Annotated in this window: 16 protein-coding genes; 9 read left to right on the forward strand and 7 right to left on the reverse strand. The window is 64.3% G+C overall.

Annotation, left to right across the window (positions count from 1 at the left end; genetic code table 11):
- Positions 1 to 274: 274 nt before the first annotated feature.
- The 5 genes from LMF57_RS00075 (at position 275) to LMF57_RS00095 (ending at position 7,513) form a co-directional block, all read left to right on the forward strand.
- Positions 275 to 1,387 carry a PA0069 family radical SAM protein gene (locus LMF57_RS00075; RefSeq protein WP_117309122.1) on the forward strand — a complete coding sequence of 371 codons (1,113 nt, stop codon included), beginning with the start codon at positions 275 to 277 and terminating at the stop codon, positions 1,385 to 1,387.
- A gap of 191 nt (positions 1,388 to 1,578) precedes the next feature.
- Complete coding sequence (locus LMF57_RS00080) at positions 1,579 to 4,797, forward strand: DUF6531 domain-containing protein (protein WP_229290475.1); 3,219 nt, start codon at positions 1,579 to 1,581, stop codon at positions 4,795 to 4,797.
- Between the two features lie 15 nt (positions 4,798 to 4,812).
- Positions 4,813 to 7,020, forward strand: coding sequence for an RHS repeat-associated core domain-containing protein (locus tag LMF57_RS00085; RefSeq protein WP_208082065.1), 2,208 nt, complete (start codon positions 4,813 to 4,815; stop codon positions 7,018 to 7,020).
- The gene (locus LMF57_RS00090; RefSeq protein WP_117309123.1) at positions 6,992 to 7,321 is read left to right on the forward strand and encodes a hypothetical protein; all 330 of its coding nucleotides are present in this window, start codon (positions 6,992 to 6,994) and stop codon (positions 7,319 to 7,321) included. Before LMF57_RS00085 ends, LMF57_RS00090 begins: the two co-directional genes overlap by 29 nt.
- 9 nt (positions 7,322 to 7,330) lie before the next feature.
- A complete protein-coding gene (locus LMF57_RS00095) occupies positions 7,331 to 7,513 on the forward strand; it encodes a hypothetical protein (RefSeq protein WP_117309124.1) in 183 nt (60 codons plus the stop codon).
- 36 nt (positions 7,514 to 7,549) lie between these two features.
- On the opposite strand, the gene LMF57_RS00100 is transcribed toward LMF57_RS00095, so the two are convergent.
- The 3 genes from LMF57_RS00100 to LMF57_RS00110 all read right to left on the reverse strand — a co-directional run bounded on the left by LMF57_RS00100 (position 7,550) and on the right by LMF57_RS00110 (position 10,998).
- Positions 7,550 to 8,257, reverse strand: coding sequence for a 2OG-Fe(II) oxygenase (locus LMF57_RS00100; RefSeq protein ID WP_099786339.1), 708 nt, complete (start codon positions 8,255 to 8,257; stop codon positions 7,550 to 7,552).
- Positions 8,258 to 8,365: 108 nt separating this feature from the next.
- Positions 8,366 to 9,382 carry a class 1 fructose-bisphosphatase gene (locus LMF57_RS00105; RefSeq protein ID WP_025875529.1) on the reverse strand — a complete coding sequence of 339 codons (1,017 nt, stop codon included), beginning with the start codon at positions 9,380 to 9,382 and terminating at the stop codon, positions 8,366 to 8,368.
- A 413-nt stretch (positions 9,383 to 9,795) separates the two neighbouring features.
- Positions 9,796 to 10,998, reverse strand: a complete 1,203-nt coding sequence (locus LMF57_RS00110) for an amino acid aminotransferase (protein ID WP_117309125.1) — start codon at positions 10,996 to 10,998, stop codon at positions 9,796 to 9,798.
- A gap of 171 nt (positions 10,999 to 11,169) precedes the next feature.
- On the opposite strand from LMF57_RS00110, the gene LMF57_RS00115 reads away from it, so the two are divergent.
- The gene (locus LMF57_RS00115; RefSeq protein ID WP_229290476.1) at positions 11,170 to 13,284 is read left to right on the forward strand and encodes a TonB-dependent receptor; all 2,115 of its coding nucleotides are present in this window, start codon (positions 11,170 to 11,172) and stop codon (positions 13,282 to 13,284) included.
- An 83-nt stretch (positions 13,285 to 13,367) separates the two neighbouring features.
- On the opposite strand, the gene LMF57_RS00120 is transcribed toward LMF57_RS00115, so the two are convergent.
- The gene (locus LMF57_RS00120) at positions 13,368 to 13,694 is read right to left on the reverse strand and encodes a hypothetical protein (protein WP_229290477.1); all 327 of its coding nucleotides are present in this window, start codon (positions 13,692 to 13,694) and stop codon (positions 13,368 to 13,370) included.
- Between the two features lie 141 nt (positions 13,695 to 13,835).
- Here LMF57_RS00120 and LMF57_RS00125 point away from each other — a divergent pair, with 141 nt between their 5' ends.
- From LMF57_RS00125 to ligD, 3 genes are all read left to right on the forward strand, one after another.
- Positions 13,836 to 14,234: a hypothetical protein gene (locus LMF57_RS00125; protein WP_025875521.1), complete on the forward strand. Its 399-nt coding sequence runs from the start codon at positions 13,836 to 13,838 to the stop codon at positions 14,232 to 14,234.
- 145 nt (positions 14,235 to 14,379) lie between these two features.
- Positions 14,380 to 15,306 (forward strand): Ku protein, encoded by a 927-nt coding sequence (locus LMF57_RS00130; protein ID WP_025875519.1) that lies wholly within the window; start codon positions 14,380 to 14,382, stop codon positions 15,304 to 15,306.
- Positions 15,307 to 15,309: 3 nt separating this feature from the next.
- Positions 15,310 to 17,799 carry a DNA ligase D gene (ligD, locus tag LMF57_RS00135; protein ID WP_229290478.1) on the forward strand — a complete coding sequence of 830 codons (2,490 nt, stop codon included), beginning with the start codon at positions 15,310 to 15,312 and terminating at the stop codon, positions 17,797 to 17,799.
- Positions 17,800 to 18,024: 225 nt separating this feature from the next.
- On the opposite strand, the gene LMF57_RS00140 is transcribed toward ligD, so the two are convergent.
- The 3 genes from LMF57_RS00140 to adh form a co-directional block, all read right to left on the reverse strand.
- Positions 18,025 to 18,414, reverse strand: a complete 390-nt coding sequence (locus LMF57_RS00140; protein WP_025875515.1) for a hypothetical protein — start codon at positions 18,412 to 18,414, stop codon at positions 18,025 to 18,027.
- Between the two features lie 105 nt (positions 18,415 to 18,519).
- Positions 18,520 to 19,548 carry an alcohol dehydrogenase AdhP gene (adhP, locus tag LMF57_RS00145; protein ID WP_025875513.1) on the reverse strand — a complete coding sequence of 343 codons (1,029 nt, stop codon included), beginning with the start codon at positions 19,546 to 19,548 and terminating at the stop codon, positions 18,520 to 18,522.
- Positions 19,549 to 19,622: 74 nt separating this feature from the next.
- The gene (adh, locus tag LMF57_RS00150; RefSeq protein WP_025875511.1) at positions 19,623 to 21,152 is read right to left on the reverse strand and encodes an aldehyde dehydrogenase; all 1,530 of its coding nucleotides are present in this window, start codon (positions 21,150 to 21,152) and stop codon (positions 19,623 to 19,625) included.
- Between the last annotated feature and the right edge of the window lie 176 nt (positions 21,153 to 21,328).

The raw sequence follows: 21,328 nt of genomic DNA on the forward strand, positions 1-21,328 counted from the left end.
AAGCCCGAAGACGTGCGGCAGGTCCCCGTGTTCCGGCCTGGCAAGCGCCCCTGTAGCCGATCTTCCCATCGCAGCTGCTGAGACACCCGTGGCCCACGCTGGCCTGCCGCGGCGATGGCGCGTGCCCGGTCCCAAGCCAGAAGACCCTGTGGACAAGTCTGGGGTCAACGTGTCGCTCCATGCGCCTGCGCGCCTACAGCTACGTGAATCCGGGCCGCTTGCGCTGCCTGTGGTTAGCAATAATACTAATATCCCGTAACGGCCGGAGGGCAACATGCAGCACCCCGCTCGCAACGCCCAGGCCGCCATCAAGGGCCGGGGTTCCACGTCCCATCTTGCGGGGCGTTTTGAAAGCACCGTCAGCGAAGCGGTGGACGACGGCTGGGCAGTGGACGACAGCGAGGAGTTCCTCGCCCCGAGGCTGCGTACTGAAGTACGCGCGGAGACCGCTCGCAGCATCATCAGCCGCAACAACTCCCCGGACGTCGGCTTCAGCCAATCGGTGAATCCGTATCGCGGCTGCGAGCATGGCTGCTCCTACTGCTTCGCCCGCCCTTCGCATGCCTATCTGAACCTGTCGCCTGGCCTGGACTTCGAGACCAAGCTGTTTGCCAAGACCAACGCGCCACAGCTGCTGCGCAAGGAACTGTCGAAGCCGGGCTACGTGCCGCAGCCGATCGCGCTGGGCATCAACACCGACGCCTACCAGCCGATTGAACGCAAGTTCAAGCTGACCCGCCAGCTGATCGAAGTGATGCTGGAGACGAAGCATCCGTTCTCGCTGATCACCAAGAACGCGTTGGTCGAGCGCGACATCGATCTGCTCGCACCACTGGCGGCGGAGAATCTGGTCAGCGTGCATTTCTCGGTGACATCGCTGGATCCGCATCTGTCGGCAAAGCTGGAGCCGCGCGCCTCGGCACCCCATGCGCGGCTGCGTGCGATGAAACGCCTGCACGAAGCGGGCATTCCGGTGGGCGTGATGGTTGCGCCGGTGATTCCGTGGATCAACGACAGCGAACTGGAAGCCGTGCTGGAGGCCGCGCATGATGCCGGCGCCAGCACCGCCGGTTACGTGCTGCTGCGCCTGCCGCTGGAAGTGGCGCCGCTGTTCCGCGATTGGCTCGATACTCATCATCCCGATCGCGCCGCGCATGTGATGAGCACCATCCAGCAGCTGCGCGGCGGCAAGGATTACGACAGTCAGTTCGGCACGCGCATGCGCGGGCAGGGTGTTTACGCAGAGCTGCTAAGCAATCGCTTCAAGCTGGCGCGCAAGCGCCTCGGCTTCAATGCGCAGAACAGCCACTGGCCGAAGCTGGATTGCAGCCGGTTCGAGAAGCCGTTGCCGCCGAAGGTGGATACGCCGCAGGGTTCGCTGTTCTAAGACGTGTACATCTGCTGTCGAATGCACCAGCAGTCCGTTGCGATGTGCTGTGCTCAGCTATTGATGGGCAATGCATGAAAAACATTATCTGTGTCCATTGCGCCGTTGCATCGCGCCGTCATACACTCGTTACAAACATGAATTCCCGGTGACTGAATGAGTCGGTCCCGGATGAGGAGCTAGGCAAGCGCATGATGCACGTTGCAACACGGAACACCCTGCAGTCCCGTCTTCTTCTTCTGCCGCTGCTTTCCCTGCCGATGACGTTGGCAACCGCGGCAACCACTCTCGAAACCGTTCAAGTCGTCGCCACGCTCCCTGCTGGAGGTGGTGGTGTAGGCGGTTTTGGATTTGGCGGTGGCAGTGGCGTCCACCTGTCCGAGTCACAGATGGACAATGGCGGCGGCGGCGCGATTCCGACCGAAACCGCGAAGGAGCAGCCGACCGATGACAAAGAGAAGGACTGCAATGGTCGCAAGGGCAATCCCGTCGTGCTCTACAGCGGCAACAAGGTCGAGCCGGAACTCGATTTCGCCAGTCAGGGCGAAATGGGCCTGTTCCTGCAGCGCAACTACAATCATTACTGGAGCGCGACTGGACTGTTCGGCAATCACTGGCTGAGCAACTTCGACTATTCGCTCGCATTCACCGATGCAAATCAGCTGGCGTGGGTGCAACGGCCCGACGGTCGCCGCATCAAGTACCTCAAGGATCCGGCCAGTGGTCGTTGGTATGAGGACAAGGCCCAGCCCATCGCGTACCTCTCCGCGAACGGCGATGGCACGTTTACGCTTCGAAACGAAAACAATGGGGCGGAGACCTACAACGCCGAGGGCTACATCACTCGACTCAGCAATGAGCAGGGTGTGAGCTGGACCTTCTCCTATGCAGACCGTTACCTGCAGAAGGTGACCCACTCCTCGGGACGCAGCATCAGCTTTGGCTGGGCTAACGGACAGGTTACCCAGGTGACCGATCCGGCCGGCAACATCTATCGCTACACCTATACGCCCAATGTGTTCGGGAACGGGCGTGGCCGGCTCGCCAGCACGACGCTGCCAGGCACACCTGCAACGACGATCAGCTACCACTATGAAGATGCCCGCTTCCCGGGCGCCCTGACCGGCAAGTCTTTTGATGGCGTGCGCTATTCCACTTTTGCCTACGATGCGGAGCGGCGCGCCATCAGCACGGAGCACAATGGCGGCGTTGAACGGTTCCGCTTCAGCTACGCCGTGCGCAGCACCGAACCGGTGCTTCCGCCCCCCGCACCGACTCGGCCGGGGGGGTTCCGCACCGACGAGGAGCGTGGATGGTGCGAACAGCGCCCTGGCGGCTCACGCATCTGTTACCAGCCGCGCTCACTGCCTGTCGACGCGCTGCCGATGGAGAGCGCTCTCGGTATGACGGCCGCCGCAGCGTCTGGCCTGACGCGACCGGTGGACATTGACGTCACCGTGGTCAATCCCCTCGGCCGCAGCACCACCTACACGTTCAAGGACGGAAAGATGGTGTCGACCAAGGGTGATCCGTCGCCCAACTGCCCTGCCAGCTATAAGGAGCAGAGCTATGACGCCAATGGATATCCGGATATGGTCCATGATTTCCAGGACAACCTGACCAACTTCGACTACAGCGCACAGGGCTATCTGCTGAAGCGAGTGGAAGCGGTCGGCAGCTCGGCCGAACGTACGACCCTGCAGGAGTGGGATACCACGCGGAATCGACTACTCAAGACAACGGTGGTGGGTGATCTTGAAGTTGCCTACACCTATGACGATCGCGGAAACGTGGCCAGCGCAACCGAGCGCAATCTGACGGCACGTGGGGTGCACAGCCAGACGCGGGTGACCCGCACCACCTATACCTATCACGCTAACGGATTGAAGGCTTCGATCAAGGTCGACGGCCCGCTTGCGCAGGATGACGTTACCTCCGTCTTCAACAATCAAGGCGATCTGACCAGCGTCACCAACGCACTTGGCCATACGATCAGCTATTCCAACTACAACGGATTGGGATTGCCGGGGCGCATCGTCAATGCGAACGGCGGCGTGCGAGAGCTGACGTATGACGGCCGCGGCCGGGTTGTGTCCGACAGAACCAGTTCGGGAACCGGCTGGGCTACCACAGCCGTTGGCTACACCACTGCAGGCGACATCGCCTCGCTTACGCAGCCTGATGGCGTGACAGTCCGCTACAACTACGATGCCGGACGTCGCCTGATACAGGAAGTCCGTTCAATGGGAGACGGCAAGTGGGCGTGGACGCGCCATAGTTACAACAACGCTTCCAATCGCACGCGTACCGAGGTTTCGTACACCGATTATCCGATCGATACGGTGGTTACAGGAACGATTGACGAAATCACCCACGACGGGCAGTGGAACTGGTTCGTGCGTGGCTGGGCCTGCTCCACTGGATCGGCTGGGTCGATCCAGGTAGATGGCTACGCTGATGGCAACATCTATCTGGGAAGCACTCAAGCAAACCTCGCCAGTGAGCCAGGGGTTGCAGCAGCCTGCCAAGCCTCAGGTAGTGCTTATCGATATCAGTTGCCGATCTCGCTAGCCCAGAGGCAGCAATTAGGTGGGCGCAAGTTCTCCATCTATGCCCAGTCTCCGCAAGGTCGAAACCAGGATCGACCGCTTGCGAACTCCGGTGCTTTCGCGATTCCATCGGCAAACATCGTCGGCGACATCGGTGGGGTTACCCAGGATGGCAACTGGAACTTCTTCATTGAAGGCTGGGCCTGCTCGATTGGTGTGGACGCTTCGATTGACGTCCACGTGTATGCAGGCAACAACGCATGGGCGGGCGGCACATTCGTGGCCGGTGGCCGTGCAAATCTGGCAACGGATGGCAATGTGGCGAACGCGTGCCAGGCACGAGGTAATGCGTACTGGTTCAAAATTCCGCTGGATGCCAACGCACGATCGGCGCATGGCGGCAAAGCGTTGTATGTACATGGCATCTCACCATGGGGTGGCGATCATCTGACGATCAATCGATCAGGAGCCTTCACCATACCTGCGGTCGTCCGTAATGCGGAACTGGTCAGCGCCTCGGCATCACCCCGCCAGATATTCAATGGTGGCTCGTCGAATCTGACGTTCCAGTTCCGTAATACCGGCAACGTCGTGTGGAATCCTGGTGATACCTATCTGGCATTCGGAATCCTTCAGCTCAATGAAAGCATGGGCCTAGCTGCACCGGTGCCTCCGGGGGCAGTTGCAACCTTTACCAGAAGCGTTGGGCCGAAGAACACCGGCAATGGCAACGTAACCTTCATCTACAAGGCGCAGATGGCCTCTGGTGGTGCTGCGTGGGGCACGGAGGGGAGGGCGACGTTGTCCGTTGAAAACAACAAGGGAAGCTGTGGTCGCGTTACTTGCGAACGCCCTCGGTAACAAAGGATTGTCCAAATGCCAGCACTGACGCTTGCCCTGATGGGGCTGAACGCTGTTGTCTCTGTCAACACATATGAGTATGACGAACTGGGGCGTGTGATTGTCGAACGCGGGAACGGCGTACAGAACGTGCGCTATGCCTATGACGCGGAGGGACGCGTCACGCAGGTGACCGATTCGCAGAATCGCGTCACCCGTATGAGCTACGATCCGCGTGGACGTTTGATCAAATCAATCGACGCCGCCGGGGGCACGACCCAGATTGCCTACGATCAGGCAGATCGCCCGATCCGAGTGAGCGATCCCCGCAATCTCGTTACCACCTACGAATTCGATGGTTTCGGCCAGATGTGGAAACAGGTGAGTCCGGACACGGGAACGACGCAGCACCAGTACGATGCTGCAGGTCTGCGGACATCGACGGCGCGGGCCGATGGCAGTGTCGTCTCTTTTGGTTACGACGGTCTGGGGCGAATGACTTCTGCGAGCGCAGAAGGCCGAACAATGGGTTACAGCTACGATTGGTGCGGCAATGGTAAAGGTCAGCTGTGCGGTACTTCAGGGCCCGGGACCGCCACCCATTTTGCCTATACACCGAATAGTGAGCTGCAGATACGACGTGACTTCACCGATCTGTCAGGTCAGAAAACGGACTACAGCACAACCTACGGATACGACGGTATCAATCGCCTGAGCCAGATCACCTATCCCAATGGTGACAAGGCAACCTACACATATGGTTCCCAGGGAAAGCCAAGCTCGTTGTTGGCAACGGTCAACGGCACTCAGCGCTCGATCATTTCCCAGGCCAACTGGAAGGCAACGGGCGCCCACGAATCGCTGGCATACGGTAACGGCCTCGTCAGAGGCTATAACCACGACCAAGAGGGGCGGCTTACCGCGATGTCGGTCTGGGGACCTAACAGCCAAAAAGTCAGCTATTTGGACTACCAGTACAGCGGGGATGGTGAAATCAACGCCATCATCGATGCGGTCGATCCAAACATGACGCAGCTGATCGGCTACGACGCGTTGAGCCGTCTGACGCAGCTGACGCGCTTCGGCGTCACTAATCTGCTTTCCTACGATGCTGGCGGAAACCATGATCGCTACCAAGGGGGGAACCAGCTTTCCCAGTACAGTATCGATCCAGGCAGCAACCGGGTGCTGGATTACACCAACCAAGATGGTAGCCGGCAGTACCAGTACGACGCCATGGGAAATCGCATCAGTGAAACTGCGGGTAGCCGGATCATCACCTATGAGTACGATGCATTCAATCGCATGAGCCGCAGCAACATCGGTGGCACGACGACTGACTACGTGCTCAATGCTCAAGGGCAGCGCGTTGCGAAGATCAACCAAAGTACCAACAGCCGTTACTTCTACGCCGGGCAGAACCAGCTCATGACTGAGCTGAACAATGGCGTGTGGACCAATTACTTCTGGTTTGAAGGTGAACTGGTAGGGCTCGCTCGCAGTGGGCAGCACAACTACGTGCATACCGATCATCTTGGACGCCCCGAGTTCGTCACCAGTCCAAGCCAGCAGACAGTCTGGAAGGCGTACAACTATGCCTATGGACGTAGCGTCCAGAAGGATGAGATAGGCGGGTTGAACATTGGCTTCCCCGGCCAGTACTACGACGCGGAAAGCGGCCTCTGGTACAACGGCTTCCGCGACTATGACGCGAGCATTGGCCGGTATGTGCAGAGCGATCCGATCGGGTTGGCGGGTGGAACCAATACGTACGCCTATGTTGGCGGCAATCCAATCAATTCGGTTGACCCCCTCGGACTTCAGGCTCGCGCACTGCGTCCGACCTACTATCCAGGCAACTACACCACGGGCGGTTCTGAAGAGTATGGTGGTCCTCGATTGGATGCGGGGAGTTTTGGCATCGTCGGGACCATCGTCCTTGTCTCTCCTTCACTCCCTCAGCTTGCGAGGGCGCTGTACAACAAGCCACCCGCCGATGCAACAGATCCCAACGGCGCGAAAGCTCCGGGTCTTCCTGGCGAGGTTGAGGGATACTGTGCACCCAAGAAGGGGCCTCAGTGGGTTAAGAGCCCGAATGGCAGAGGGAGTGGATGGCTGGACAAATCCGGAGATGTCTGGGTTCCCTCTGGTCAAGGAGGGGGAGCCCACGGTGGACCTCATTGGGACGTTCAATCCCCCAATGGCGACTACATTAATGTCTATCCTGGTGGAAGAAGGCGCTAATTCTATGCTGAAGCTGGAAATTGAATCTTTGAGGTTCTATTCACGACTGGACGAGGACGCGTTCTTCTCCAGATTGAGTAAAACATCGGGCGTGGTGTCTGTTGAGGGGTTTCTCAGAATGATCAACGTCTCTGTTGATCCGTCGGCTGTGGATGAGGACGCTATGAGAGAGCTGATTTCGTTGTTCCAACGCTATGGGATAGACATGCGCCAGCTGCGGGAACTGGAGACGGAAGAATTCAGCTCATGGATGCGGAACAGATCCGCCTACTGGTTCAAGTCGATGTATCCGGACCAGTAAGCCTATGAAATGAGGACTATCCACTGGCTCGGCATCGCGTTCCTGTGGATGCTTCTGCTGAACGTCCTGCTGCTGACGGCCGGCACGCTGATGTCGGGTGAGGCGCTTGGAGAACAAGAGTTCGTCGGCCTGGGTGTGGCCGTGTTCGGTACCGTGGCGGGCGCGATTCTCTATCGCCGCCGCCCGCGGTAGCGCCGAGCAAGCGAGGGTTAGCAGCACGCGCGACCCTTACCCTCCAAACAGCTTCTGCGCGCTCTGGAACAGGATCCAACTGGTGGCGATGAACTTGTCGCCGCCCTGCGGCCGGTTGCCGCGATGGGTATGGGTGAACGCAGTCGGCGCGATCAGCAGGCTGCCGGTGCGCGGTGCGATCTTCCGGCCCTGGAACAGGAACTCGGTTTCGCCTTCGTCGAAGTCGTCGTTGAGGTACAGGGTCCACAGCACATGCCGGTGCAGGGTCTCGGCCTGCGCGTCCTTCGGGTACAGCTCGCAGTGCCAGTACGGGTAACCGCCCTCGCCCGCCGCATACCACTGCAGATTGATCGCGCCCGGGCGCAGGCAGGTGCGCGCCAGATCCGCCAGCTGCTCCGGCGCCATGTCGGGGAAATCCTCGGCCGACAGGCGTCGCGGCTGGCCGTTGCTGTCCTGGATCTGCAACATCAACGGCGCGATCAATGCCTGTGGATAACGGCGTAGATAAGTCTGCAGACCCGCAAATACCGCCTGTTGCAGCTGCTGGTCCACATCCTGCCAGCCATCCACGCCGCTGATCCGCAGATCCTTGCTGTGCTTGAGTTCCGGGAACACACCGCTGCCCACTGCGCCGGGTTTCAGGCCCTGGCTTGCACGCATGCGCGCGACGATCGCAGCGCACACGTCGCTGGGGACGGCGTTGTGGATGACCTCGATGAAATCGACAGGGCCCGGCTCGTGCATGCGTGCATTCCTTCGACGGCAAGGGCTTGATGGTGCCGTTTGCAGCTGCAGCTGTCACCCTGCGGTCATGTCATCAATCTGCCATGACCGCTGTAGGGATGGCCGCTGTCAGACGCTCTTTGCGTCATGCTCCTGGTGATAACGCACGGCCTCGGCGACCTCTTCGCGCGAACCGAGGAACACCGGCACGCGCTGGTGCAGCTGGTCGGGTTGCACATCGATGATGCGCTCGCGACCGGTCCAGGCAGCGCCGCCCGCCTGCTCCACCAGCAGGCCCATCGGGTTGGCTTCGTACATCAGGCGCAGCTTGCCGGCCTTGCCCGGTTCCTTCTTGTCCCACGGGTAGATGAAGATGCCGCCGCGGGTCAGGATGCGATGCACGTCGGCGACCATGCTGGCGATCCAGCGCATGTTGAAGTTCTTGCCGCGCGGGCCTTCCTTGCCGGCCAGCAGATCTTCCACGTAGGCCTGCATCGGCGCTTCCCAGTGCCGCTGGTTGGACATGTTGATGGCGAACTCCTGGGTGGCCGCCGGGATCTGCATGTTCTCGGTGGTCAGCAGGAACTCGCCGGTTTCGCGGTCGAGGGTGAAGGCGTGGGTACCGTGGCCGACGGTCAGCACCAGCTGCGTGCTGGGCCCGTAGATGCAGTAGCCGGCGGCGATCTGCTTGCTGCCCGGCTGCAGGAAGGCGTCATCGCCGGGCAGTTCGACGTTGGTCGGGCAACGCAGCACCGAGAAGATGGTGCCGACGGAGACGTTGACGTCGATGTTGGAGCTGCCATCGAGGGGATCGAACAGCAGCAGGAAATCGCCACGCGGGTAGATGTCCGGCACCGGCTGGCTGTGGTCCATCTCCTCCGATGCGCAGGCGGCGAGGTGGCCACCCCAGGCGTTGGCCTCCAGCAGGATCTCGTTGCTGATGACATCCAGCTTCTTCTGCGCTTCGCCCTGCACGTTGCCGGTACCGGCCTCGCCGAGCACGCCACCGAGGGCGCCCTTGCTGACGGCGATGGAGATGCTGGTGCAGGCGCGGGCGACGACCGCGATCAGCTGGCGCAGGTCGGCGTTGATGCGGCCGGCGTGCTGCTGCTGGATCAGGAAGCGGGTCAACGAGGTACGGGACATGGGCGGGCAGGTCTCGGCAACGGGAAAACGCCTATTGTCGCTGGTCTGACTTGCGCGTGGGTGAGCGGGGGGAGGCGTAATCGTTTCCAGAGGCGTTGCGGTCGTGGCGGCTTCCCTTCGTCGAGGCGCGCGGGAGGGGGAGACAATGCAGGACACGCTGCAAGTACGTCCATGTAAGCTCGATGGCGCCTTGCTCGTGTGCGCTGTCCTGCGCACACGGCAAGACCGGGGCTGGGCGTCCTGCCCAACCCGCCCGAGGCATGCCTCGGGCCCATGGCGCCAACGGTCCTGCATTGCCTCCCCCTCCCGCGCGCTTCAGGGTTGGCCGCGAGCGCGAAGGGTGTGGCAATGCAGGAGCAAAAGCAAAGGCGCCTTTCGGCGCCTTTGTTTCCACAGCTTGCTGGAGCGGTCGATCAGCCCTTGGCGACGGTGGCCACGGCCTTGGCGACGTATTCCAGGTTGTTCTGGTTCAGCGCGGCCACGCAGATGCGGCCGGTGCCGACGGCGTAGATGCCGAACTCGTCGCGCAGGCGCTCGACCTGTTCGCGGCTCAGGCCGGAGTACGAGAACATGCCCGCCTGTTCGTTGATGAAGCCGAACTGCGGGGCGCCGGCGGCGGCCAGCTTCTCGACCAGGCCCTGGCGCAGGGCGTGGATGCGCTCGCGCATCTCGGTCAGCTCCTGCTCCCACATCGCGCGCAGTTCCGGATTGGTCAGCACACCGGCAACCAGTGCAGCACCGTGGGTGGAGGGGCTGGAGTAGATCGTGCGGATCACGCGCTTGACCTGCGACTGCACGGCCTTGGCGTCAGCGGCGGTCGGCGCGACCATCGACAGCGCACCCACGCGCTCGCCATACAGCGAGAACGACTTGGAGTACGAGTTGGCGACGATGAAGCTGTCGATGCCGGCCTCGGCGATGATGCGCACCGCGGCACCGTCCTGCTCGATGCCCTTGTCGAAGCCCTGGTAGGCCATGTCGATAAAGGGGAACAGCTGGCGGTCCTTCAGCAGCTGTGCGACCTGCTTCCACTGGCTGACGGTGAGGTCGGCGCCGGTGGGGTTGTGGCAGCAGGCGTGCAGCAGCACCACGGTGCCCGCTTCCAGCTTGCCCAGGTCGGCCAGCAGGCCGTCGAAGTTGACGCCATGGGTGGTCGGGTCGAAGTAGGTGTAATCGACCACCTCGAAACCAGCGGCGCTGAACACGGCGCGGTGGTTTTCCCAGCTCGGGTTGCTGAGTGCGATGGTGGCGTGCGGCAGCAGCTTCTTCAGTACGTCCGCACCGACGCGCAGCGCACCGCTGCCACCGACGGTCTGGGCGGTGGTGACGCGGCCGGCGGCCAGCAGCGGCGAGTCCTTGCCGAACACCAGCTCACGGGTGGCCTGGGTGTACGCCGGCAGGCCATCGATCGGCAGGTAGCCGCGCGGTTTGGCTTCGTTGGCGAGCTGCTGCTCGATCTGCTTGACGGCGCGCAGCAGCGGAATGCGGCCGCTCTCGTCGTAGTAGATGCCCACACCCAGGTTGACCTTGGTCGGGCGGCTGTCGGCGTTGTACGCCTCGGTCAGGCCCAGGATCGGGTCGCCTGGGACCAGTTCCACGTTTGCAAAGAAGGACACGGCGGTACTCGTTCGGTAGACGGAAAGGGGGAGGAATTGCGCCACGCGGCTTGCGGCCTGTCGGCCGAAACCGACCCATCGTAACAAAGCCTGCCGGGGCTGGCCGCCGCCATCGTCATCCGCTTGCCCGTACCATGGCGTGCGTTGCCGCCCGATCCATCAACCTGAATCATGAATCCCAGCGCACGACGCCAATGCCTGCCGCTTTCCGCCCTGCTGCTGCTGCCCTTGGTGGTGACGGCCGAGCCATTGCCGACCGCCCTGCCGACGGTGCAGGTACAGGCCGCGCGGGTGCCCGGCGTCGACCCCTTCGCCCTGCCCGCCAGCCTGGATACGGTGTGGATCGACGCCGACCGTACCGGCCCGGGCACGCAGCTGTCCGAGGCGCTGGGCGGAGTGCCGGGCCTGCTGGCCCGGGACCGGCAGAACTTCGCGCAGGACACCCAGCTGTCGATCCGAGGCTTCGGCGCCCGTTCGACCTTTGGCGTGCGCGGGGTGCGGGTGCTGATCGATGGGGTGCCGGCGACCATGCCCGACGGCCAGGGCCAGCTGTCGCACGCCAGCCTGCTCGGTGCCGAGCGCATCGAGGTGCTGCGCGGGCCGTTCTCGGCCCTGTATGGAAATTCGTCCGGGGGCGTGCTGCAGGTGTGGAGCGCGCAGGGCCAGGCTGGTGACCCGTGGCGGCTGCGGGTGAATGCCGGTGCCGACAACACGCTCAGCGTCGGCGCGCAGCTGCGCGGGGCGGGCTCTGGCGTTGACTACAACGTGGCCGCCAACCATTTCAGCACCGATGGCTGGCGTGACCACAGCCGCGCGCGGCGTGAGTCGCTCAACGCGCGCCTCGGCACCGAGCTCGCTGGCGGCCGCCTGGAGTTGCTGCTCAATGCGCTGCATGCGCCCAACGCGCAGGACCCGCTGGGGCTGACCCGCGCGCAGGTGGCGGCCGATCCACGCCAGGCCACGGCGGTGGCCCACCAGTACAACACCCGCAAATCGGTGCGCCAGCAGCAGGCAGGCCTGCGCTGGACCCGTGAAGCCGGTGCGCAGCGCTGGCAGCTGATGGGCTATGCCGGGCAGCGCGCGGTGACCCAGTACCTGCCGATTCCGCCGGGGCCGCAGGCCAACCCATTGCACGCCGGTGGCGTGATCGACCTGGACGGCGGTTATGGCGGGCTGGACGCGCGCTGGGGCTGGAACGGCGATCTGTGGGGGCGCCCGCTGGACCTGGTGGTGGGTGTGAATGCCGATCGCCAGCGCCAGCACCGCACCGGCTACGAGAACTTCGTCGGCACCACCGTGGGGTTACGCGGCCGCCTGCGTCGCGACCAGATCGACATCGTGCAGAACGTGGACCAGTTCGCCCAGGCGTGGTGGCAATGGAGCCCGCGCTGGTCGCTGCTGGCCGGGGTGCGCCACAGCGCGGTGCGCTTCGAATCGGATGATCGCTACATCGTCGGGCGCAATCCGGACGACAGTGGTCGCCGTCGCTACCAGGCCACCACGCCAGTGGCGGGTGTCAGCTTCGAGGCAAGCCCGCAGTGGCGCCTGCACGCGGCGATCGGGCGTGGCTTTGAAACCCCGACGTTCAACGAGCTGGGCTACCGCGCCGATGGCCAGGCCGGGCTGGCGCTGGATCTGGCGGCCGCCCGCAGCCGCAGCCTGGAAGTGGGCAGCAAGTGGCACGCGCAGGATGGAAAGCAGCTCGATGTGAGCCTGTTCCGTGCAGATACCGACGATGAACTGGCCGTTGCCAGCAACACCAATGGTCGCAGCACGTACCGCAACATCGGCCGTACCCGCCGCCAGGGTGTGGAGCTGCAGTACCGGCAGCCGTTGGCCGAGCAGCTGGAGCTGCAGCTGGCCTGGACCTGGCTGCAGGCGCAGGTGCGTTCGCCCTATCTGGCCTGTGCGGCCAGCAACTGCGCAGTGCCCGACACCGTGGTTGCCGCTGGCAGCCGCCTGCCCGGCGTGCCCCGGCAGCAGGCGTATGCCCGCCTGCAGTGGTCGCCGGGGCAGTGGCAGTGGGCGCTGGAAGCCGCCGCCAGCAGCGATGTGGTGGTGAACGACATCGCCACCGAGCGCGCAGCGGGATACGCGCTGCTGAACCTGGAAGCCGGTCGCCGCTGGACGCTGCAGGCCGGTGACCTGCGCGCATTCGCGCGGATCGACAATGTGCTGGACCAGCGCTACATCGGCTCGGTGATCGTCAATGACGGCAACGGCCGGTTCTTTGAACCGGGGCCGGACCGCCGCGCCAGCGTTGGCCTGCAGTGGTCATGGCGTTAGGCGGGCCCCGGTAGCGCCGCCATGCCCGGCGAGTGCGCAGCGCGGACGTGACGGATCCGCCGGGCATGGCCCGGCGCTACCGCTCAATCCGGGGCCTTGGCGGGCACGAACGGCGAGGTTGGATCGCTGGCCGGGAAGGTCTCTTCCAGCGCCTCGTCCTGGTTGTCGCTGGCGTGCTGCTTGCGCTCGCGCCGCTTCAGCGGACTTTCCTGGCCACCGCGATTGCGGTCACCGCAGTCCTTGCGGTCCTGGGCGGCCTGTTCAGGCCGGCGCACGACGGGCAGTAGGCCCTCGTCCGGTGTCGACATGCCGGCGCCACGGTCCTCGGCGTCCGCCAGATCGTGTTTGCCGCGCTGCTCGCCCGGCTCGGGGGTGTGGTTCTCACGCAGGGGGTCACGGGTGGTGGTCATGGGGCGTTCCTCCGGTAGGCCTCCACTAGAGCGCGGACGAAGTAAAGCCACTGCGAACCTGGCGTCATGAACATCTTTGTCACGACTGGATAACGGCATCGCGCGTATTCCTGCCCACCCGCCCTGCTGCAGGAGCCGGCCATGCCCCGTCTTGAACGCCCCGCCCCGTCCGTGTTCAACGCCCTGCTGGATCCGCTTGGCCAGCGCAGCACGCAGCGCCGGACGCGCCGCCTGGAGGATCCGCAGGCGGTGGCGCAGGATTACCTGCAGTACATGCTGAGCGACTACGAGGAACGCCGCGGGCAGGGGCATCGCAACTGGCGCGATCTGTGCCCGGTGTACGCCTTCGCGCTGACCACCCATGCCGCTGACTGGCCGCGTGGCGGTGAGGCCGATACCAGTGGCGAACTGGCCGAGCACTGGGACCAGATGCGCGGACAGTCGCGCCTGAACTGGGCGCAGGCGCAGCCGGTGGTGGAAGATGCCTGGCGCGCGCTGGACCATATCCCCGCCGCTGCGGTGAGGCCGCTGCTGCAGTAGTGCCGCCGCTGGCAGGCATCGCCGGGATTCAAGGAGCTGCCGGCCAGCGGCTGGCACTACCCGCACGGTCTGCACGTGGCCGACACGGTTGTTTCACGGTAGCCGGCTGAAGCTGGCCACCTCTGCTGAAACACAGGTGCGCATCATGGCCCGCCCGATCTGGACCGGTACGCTTTCCTTCGGCCTGCTCAACGTACCGGTCTCGCTGATGTCCGGCGAGCGCAAGGTCGACCTGCACTTCCGCATGCTCGATTCGCGCGATCGCAAACCGATCCGCTTCGAACGGGTCAACGCCGACACCGGCGAGGAAGTGCCGTGGAAGGACATCGTCAAAGCCTACGAGTACGACAAGGGCAGCTACGTCGTGCTGGAGGAAGATGATATCCGTTCAGCGGCGCCGGAGAGCCATGAAACGGTGGAGGTGGAAACCTTTGTCGACGCCAGCCAGATCGATCCGCGTTATTACGAGAAGCCCTATCTGCTGGTGCCGGGTAAAAAGGCCGAGAAAGGCTACGTGCTGCTGCGGGAAACGCTGCGCAGCACCGGCAAGGTGGGTATCGCCCGGGTAGTGGTGCGCACGCGCGAGTACCTGTGCGCGGTGATGCCCAACGATGACGCGCTGGTGCTGATGATCCTGCGCTATCCGCAGGAACTGGTCGAGCCTGACGACTACAAGCTGCCCAGTGGAAAGCTTGCCGATTACCGCATCACCAGCAAGGAAACGGCGATGGCCGAGCAGTTGATCGAGTCGATGGCCGGTGACTGGGATCCTTCGCAGTACCACGATGAGTTCCGCGAACGCCTGCAGCAGGTGCTGAACAAGCGCATCAAGTCCAAGGGCGGCACCACCCAGGTGGAGGACGAGCCGGCACCGCGCGAGGACGCAACCACCAACGTGGTGGACTTCATGGCGCTGCTGCAGAAGAGCCTGGATGCCAACAAGCGCACGCCGGCGAAGAAGGCGGCGGCGCGCAAGGCTCCAGCCAAGAAAGCAGCGGCGAAGAAGGCACCGGCAAAAAAGGCCGCCAAGAAGGCGGCAAAGAAAACCCCTGCGCGACGCAAGGCAGGTTGAGCCATGTCGTTGCATCAGTACCGCCGCAAGCGTCGGCTGGGCGGGGGGAGCGGACAGACCCCGGAGCCGGACGATGCACCGGCACGGGGCAATCCGAAGCGGCGGCCGATCTTCGTGGTCCAACTGCACCACGCCAGCAGCCGCCACTACGATTTCCGCCTGGAAATGGATGGCGTGCTGAAAAGCTGGGCGGTGCCGAAGGGGCCGTCGCTGCGGGTGGGTGAGAAGCGCCTGGCGGTGGAGGTGGAAGACCACCCTCTTTCCTATGCCGGCTTCGAAGGTGATATTCCGGAAGGACACTACGGCGCCGGTCACGTCGATGTGTTCGACCACGGCAGCTGGGCCTGCGAAGGTGATCCGCTGCAAGCACTGGCGGCGGGCAAGATCGACTTCGTGCTGCACGGGCAGCGCCTGGCCGGTGGCTGGAAACTGGTACGCACGGCGATGAAGGGCCGCCAGGTGCAGTGGCTGCTGATCAAGCGCGATGACGCGCAGGCACGGGATGCGGAGGCGGACGATCTGCTGCACACGCCAGCGCGAGCATCCGCGAAGACGTCCCGGGCTTCAGCGAAGAAGATCGTGCCAGCGTTACCGCCCGCGCCACGTGCCGCACACCCACGCAAGGCCGATGCACGCTGGCATGCGCGCGCGTTGCAGCTGGACGGGGCGCGCGACAGAAGCTACCCGCAGCAGTTCAAGCCACAGCTCACCGATCACCGCGACACCGCGCCCGATGGCGAGCGTTGGCTGCATGAGATCAAGTGGGATGGTTACCGGTTGCTGGCCGATGTGCACGAAGGTGAGGTGACGCTGCGCTCGCGCAATGGCCTGGACTGGACTGCCGACTTTCCCGAAGTGGTGCAGGCGCTGGAGGCGCTGCCGGTGCGCGATGCGCGTCTGGACGGGGAACTGGTGGTGCTGGACGGCAAGGGCCGCAGCGACTTCGCCGCGCTGCAGCGGGTGATCGACGGTAGCTCGAAACAACCGCTGCGCTACATCGTGTTCGACCTGCCGGGCGTGGCCGGGGTCGATGTCAGCCGCGCGCCGCTGCTGCAACGCAAGGCACTGCTGAAGGAACTGATCGGCGATGCAGTTGGCACGCTGGCCTTCAGCGAGCACGTCATCGACCACGGCCCTGCCGTGTTCGAAGCCAGCGGCAAGGCGGGATTCGAAGGCATCGTCAGCAAGCAGGTCGATGCGCCTTACGTGAACACCCGCGCACGCAGCTGGGTGAAAGTGAAGCACGAGGACACCGATGAATTCCTGATCATCGGCCACACCGCACCCAAAGGCTCGCGGGTGGGATTCGGTTCGCTGCTGCTGGCCACGCCGGACAAGGGCGGCCTGCGCTATGTCGGCCGCGTCGGTACCGGCTTCGACGATGAGGGGCTGCGCGCGCTGGCGGCCACGCTCGCGCCGCTGGCGGTGAAGGAGGCGGTGCTGGAGCTGCCGGCGCACGTGCCGTTCCGTGCGGCCAGCGTGCGCTGGGTCAAGCCGGTAACGGTGGCCGAGGTCGCGTTCCGTGGCTGGGGCAAGGAAGGGTTGCTGCGCCAGGCCAGCTTCAAGCGGCTGCGCAGTGACAAGAAGAAGGAGGACCTGGCGATGAGTGCAGCACCGGCCGATGACGGCGACGACGTTGCCATCACCCATCCCGAGCGCGTGGTATTTACGAAGAAGAAACTCAGCAAGGGTGACGTCGCAGATTACTACCGGCAGATGGCGCGCTGGATCCTGCCGGAAATCAGTGGGCGACCGCTGTCGCTGCTGCGCTGTCCCGATGGCGTCGGCAAGGCCTGCTTCTTCCAGAAGCACCATGGCCAGGGCCTGGGTGACGCCGTGCATGCGGTGCCGCTGCAGCAGAAGAGCGGGCGCGAGGACTACGTCTATATCGATGACGAACGCGGCCTGCTGCAGCTGGTGCAGATGAACACCCTGGAACTGCATCCGTGGGCCGCGACGGTGGCCGATCCCGAACATCCCGACCGGCTGGTGTTCGATCTTGATCCGGGTGAGGGCGTGAGCTGGGCCGACGTGAAGCGCGGCGCGCGCGATGTGCGCGATCGACTGCAGGAAACCGGGCTGCAGAGCTTCGTGCGGCTGTCGGGCGGCAAGGGCGTGCATGTGGTGGTACCCCTGCAACCCGCAGCCGATTGGGACGACGCGAAAGCGTTCTGCGAAGCGTTCGCGCAGGCGATGGCCGAACAGGCGCCGGACCGCTACGTGGCGACGATGAGCAAGGCCAAACGCAGCGGGGTGATCTTCATCGACTGGCTGCGCAATACACGGGGAGCGACCAGCGTGTGCTCGTGGTCGCTGCGCGCGCGGGAGAGTGCGGGAGTCGCGGTGCCGCTGCGCTGGGAAGAACTGGCGCGGGTGAGCGCGGCCGATGCGTTTCCGATGGACAAGGCGTTGGCACGGGCGAAGCGTTTGAAGGCGGATCCGTGGCAGGGCATCGACGCACTGAATCAGACGCTGCCGACGCTGCAGCGGTAGTGCCGGCCGCCGGCCGGCAACTGCAGGTTCGCTGGGGTTGCCGGCCAGCGGCCGGCTCTACCCGTATCCGGGCATCGACGCGCTGAAGCAGCGGTTGCCGACGTTGCCTATGTCTGGACATTCGCGGGCTGAAACAGCGACGTTGCAGTGGTAGTGCCGGCCGCTGGCCGGCAACTGCAGGATCATCGAGGTTGCCGGCCAGCGGCCGGCACTACCGGTATCCGTTCAGCGCCGATCGCGCGATGCGCGGCGGCCGAACCACCAGCCCAGCAGCAACTGCACCGGCAGCGAAACCAGCAGGCCGATGACGAACCAGTGCGGGAAATCGCCGCCCATCACCCACAGGCCATAGCCCGCGCCGAGCACCAGCAGTGACCAGATCGAGGTGCCATGCGCGCGTGGCCAGCACGGCGCGTAATAGGTGGCGAAGGCAATGGCGGCGATGCCACCCAGCACGGTGAATGCCAGGTCCCAGCCGAGCTGGGCCTCGCTTCCCGGCGTCATGCGCAGCAGCGATGGCAGCCAGCCGGCGGCACTGCTGACCAGGGCAAGCGCGAGCAGCGCGCCGATCAGCGCGAGCAGGGAGAGAAAGACGGTCTTGAGCGTGCCGGGCATGCGCGCATTGTACGGCCGCCGGGGTGCGCGGCGCTGCCGGCAGATCGGCATGGCCGCCGCGCCCGTGGGAGAGGGAAACGGACACGGCGGCCATGCACAGGGGGGTCAGGCAGCGAAGTCGATCACCACGCGGCCTTCGATGGTGCCGGCGTGCATGCGCGCGAACACCTCGTTGACGTTCTCCAGGCGGTCGGTGCTGACCGTAGCGGCAACCTTGCCTTCGGCGGCGAACTGCAGCGATTCCTGCAGGTCCAGGCGGGTGCCGACGATCGAACCGCGTACGGTGACGCCGTTGAGCACCATGCCGAAGATGTCCAGTGGGAAGTTGCCCGGTGGCAGGCCGTTGAGCGAGACCGTGCCGCCGCGACGGACCATGCCCAGCGCCTGTTCGAAGGCCTTGGGCGAAACCGCGGTGACCAGCGCACCATGCGCGCCACCGATCTCCTTCTTCAGGAACGCGGCCGGATCGGTGGTGCGCGCGTTGACGGTGACCTGTGCGCCCAGGCGCCTGGCCAGGGCCAGCTTGGCGTCGTCCACATCCACTGCTGCCACGTTCAGGCCCATTGCGCGGGCGTACTGCACGGCCATGTGGCCGAGGCCGCCGATACCGGAAATGGCCACCCAATCACCGGGCTTGGTGTCGGTGACCTTCAGGCCCTTGTACACGGTGACGCCGGCGCACAGCACCGGTGCGATCTCCACGAAGCCCACTTCCTTCGGAAGCAGGCCGACATAGTTGGCATCGGCCAATGCGTACTCGGCGAAGCCGCCGTTGACCGAATAGCCGGTATTGCGCTGCGTTTCGCACAGCGTTTCCCAGCCGCCCAGGCAGTGTTCGCAATGGCCACACGCCGAGTACAACCAGGGGATGCCGACCCTGTCACCTTCCTTGATGTGCCCTACCCCGCCTCCCACGGCCACGACGTGCCCCACGCCCTCGTGGCCGGGGATGAACGGCGGGTTCGGTTTCACCGGCCAGTCGCCCTCGGCGGCGTGCAGGTCGGTGTGGCAGACGCCACAGGCCTCGATCTTGACCAGCACCTCGCCCGCCCCCGGGCGCGGTACCACGACTTCCTCGATGACCAGCGGCTTGCCGAACTCACGGACGACGGCGGCCTTCATGGTTCTGTTCATGCGTGCTTCTCCGTAGTGCGCTTGCAGACAGGATGGCGCCGGCCCCATGCCCGCGCCTTGATCCCGATCAATCCTCAGAAGAAGCCGAGCTTCTTCGGTGCGTAGCTGACCAGCAGGTTCTTGGTCTGCTGGTAATGGTCGAGCATCATCCGGTGGTTCTCGCGGCCGATGCCCGACTGCTTGTAGCCACCGAACGCGGCGTGCGCCGGGTAGGCGTGATAGCAGTTGGTCCATACCCGCCCGGCCTGGATCGCGCGGCCCACCCGGTACAGTCGCGCGGCATCGCGGCTCCAGACGCCGGCACCCAGCCCGTACAGCGTGTCGTTGGCGATCTGCAGCGCTTCTTCTTCGGTCCTGAACGTGGTCACCGACACCACCGGCCCGAAGATCTCCTCCTGGAACACGCGCATGCCGTTGTGGCCCTTGAACACGGTCGGCTGCACATAGAAGCCGCCGGCCAGGTCGCCACCGAGCGCGGCTCTGTCACCGCCAATCAGCACCTCGGCGCCTTCCTCGCGGCCGATGGCGATGTAGGACAGGATCTTCTCCAGCTGTTCGCCCGATGCCTGCGCACCCACCATGGTGTTCGGGTCCAGCGGATTGCCCTGGCGGATCGCCGCCACGCGTTCGAGTACGCGCTCCATGAAGCGTTCGTAGATCGATTCCTGCACCAGTGCGCGCGACGGGCAGGTGCAGACCTCGCCCTGGTTGAAGGCGAACATGACGAAACCTTCCACCGCCTTGTCGAGGAAATCATCGTCTTCGGCCATTACGTCGGCGAAGAACAGGTTCGGCGATTTGCCGCCCAGTTCCAGCGTCACCGGGATCAGGTTCTGGCTGGCGTACTGCATGATCAGGCGGCCGGTGGAGGTTTCACCGGTGAAGGCGATCTTGGCGATGCGCGGGCTGCTGGCCAGCGGCTTGCCCGCCTCCAGGCCGAAGCCGTTGACCACGTTGAGCACGCCCGGCGGCAGCAGGTCGCCGATCACCTCCATCAGCACCAGGATCGACGCCGGGGTCTGCTCGGCAGGCTTGAGCACCACGCAGTTGCCGGCGGCCAGCGCCGGCGCCAGCTTCCAGGCTGCCATCAGCAGCGGGAAGTTCCACGGGATGATCTGCCCGACCACGCCCAGCGGTTCGTGGAAATGGTAGGCCACGGTGTCGTCGTCGATCTGCGACAGGCTGCCCTCCTGCGCGCGCAGGCAACCGGCGAAATAGCGGAAGTGGTCGGCCATCAACGGCACGTCGGCGTTGAGCGTTTCGCGGATCGGCTTGCCGTTGTCCCAGGTCTCGGCGTGGGCCAGCAGTTCCAGGTTCTGTTCGATGCGATCGGCGATGCGGTTGAGCAGCAGCGCACGGTGGGCGGCCGACGTGCGGCCCCAGGCGTCCTTTGCGGCGTGCGCGGCATCGAGTGCGGCGTCGATGTCCTCGGCGTTGGAGCGGGCAACTTCAGTGAACACTTGGCCGTTCACCGGCGAGATGTTGTCGAAGTACTGGCCGCTGCGCGGGGCGATCCATTCGCCACCGATGTAGTTGCCATAGCGCGGCTTGAACAGGGAGCGCGGATCGGTGGCATGCGGGCGGGTGGACGGTACGGCGTTCATGGCGGCTCCTGCGGTGGGCATGGTGCATGCACAGGCGCAAAGACGATGCCAACTCTGGCCTGCTGCGCTGCATCACGCCTTCATCGCCCGGCCGTCGGTCATCCTGTTACGCACCCTGCGGCAGTGCAGCAGGCGTGGTCGTTGCAGGCCGACGCAGGGTGTGCTGTTAATCGGGA

Source organism: Stenotrophomonas sp. SI-NJAU-1, assembly GCF_020883215.1.
Taxonomy (GTDB): domain Bacteria; phylum Pseudomonadota; class Gammaproteobacteria; order Xanthomonadales; family Xanthomonadaceae; genus Stenotrophomonas; species Stenotrophomonas indicatrix.

Coding starts and splice junctions, on each gene's coding strand:
- ligD (WP_229290478.1), top strand. CDS start 15,310: ATGTCGTTGCATCAGTACCGCCGCAAGCGTCGGCTGGGCGGGGGGAGC.
- LMF57_RS00100 (WP_099786339.1), bottom strand. CDS start 8,257: ATGCACGAGCCGGGCCCTGTCGATTTCATCGAGGTCATCCACAACGCC.
- LMF57_RS00125 (WP_025875521.1), top strand. CDS start 13,836: ATGCCCCGTCTTGAACGCCCCGCCCCGTCCGTGTTCAACGCCCTGCTG.
- LMF57_RS00085 (WP_208082065.1), top strand. CDS start 4,813: ATGCCAGCACTGACGCTTGCCCTGATGGGGCTGAACGCTGTTGTCTCT.
- LMF57_RS00120 (WP_229290477.1), bottom strand. CDS start 13,694: ATGACCACCACCCGTGACCCCCTGCGTGAGAACCACACCCCCGAGCCG.
- LMF57_RS00075 (WP_117309122.1), top strand. CDS start 275: ATGCAGCACCCCGCTCGCAACGCCCAGGCCGCCATCAAGGGCCGGGGT.
- adhP (WP_025875513.1), bottom strand. CDS start 19,548: ATGAACAGAACCATGAAGGCCGCCGTCGTCCGTGAGTTCGGCAAGCCG.
- adh (WP_025875511.1), bottom strand. CDS start 21,152: ATGAACGCCGTACCGTCCACCCGCCCGCATGCCACCGATCCGCGCTCC.
- LMF57_RS00095 (WP_117309124.1), top strand. CDS start 7,331: ATGAGGACTATCCACTGGCTCGGCATCGCGTTCCTGTGGATGCTTCTG.
- LMF57_RS00090 (WP_117309123.1), top strand. CDS start 6,992: ATGTCTATCCTGGTGGAAGAAGGCGCTAATTCTATGCTGAAGCTGGAA.
- LMF57_RS00105 (WP_025875529.1), bottom strand. CDS start 9,382: ATGTCCCGTACCTCGTTGACCCGCTTCCTGATCCAGCAGCAGCACGCC.
- LMF57_RS00115 (WP_229290476.1), top strand. CDS start 11,170: ATGAATCCCAGCGCACGACGCCAATGCCTGCCGCTTTCCGCCCTGCTG.
- LMF57_RS00130 (WP_025875519.1), top strand. CDS start 14,380: ATGGCCCGCCCGATCTGGACCGGTACGCTTTCCTTCGGCCTGCTCAAC.
- LMF57_RS00080 (WP_229290475.1), top strand. CDS start 1,579: ATGATGCACGTTGCAACACGGAACACCCTGCAGTCCCGTCTTCTTCTT.
- LMF57_RS00140 (WP_025875515.1), bottom strand. CDS start 18,414: ATGCCCGGCACGCTCAAGACCGTCTTTCTCTCCCTGCTCGCGCTGATC.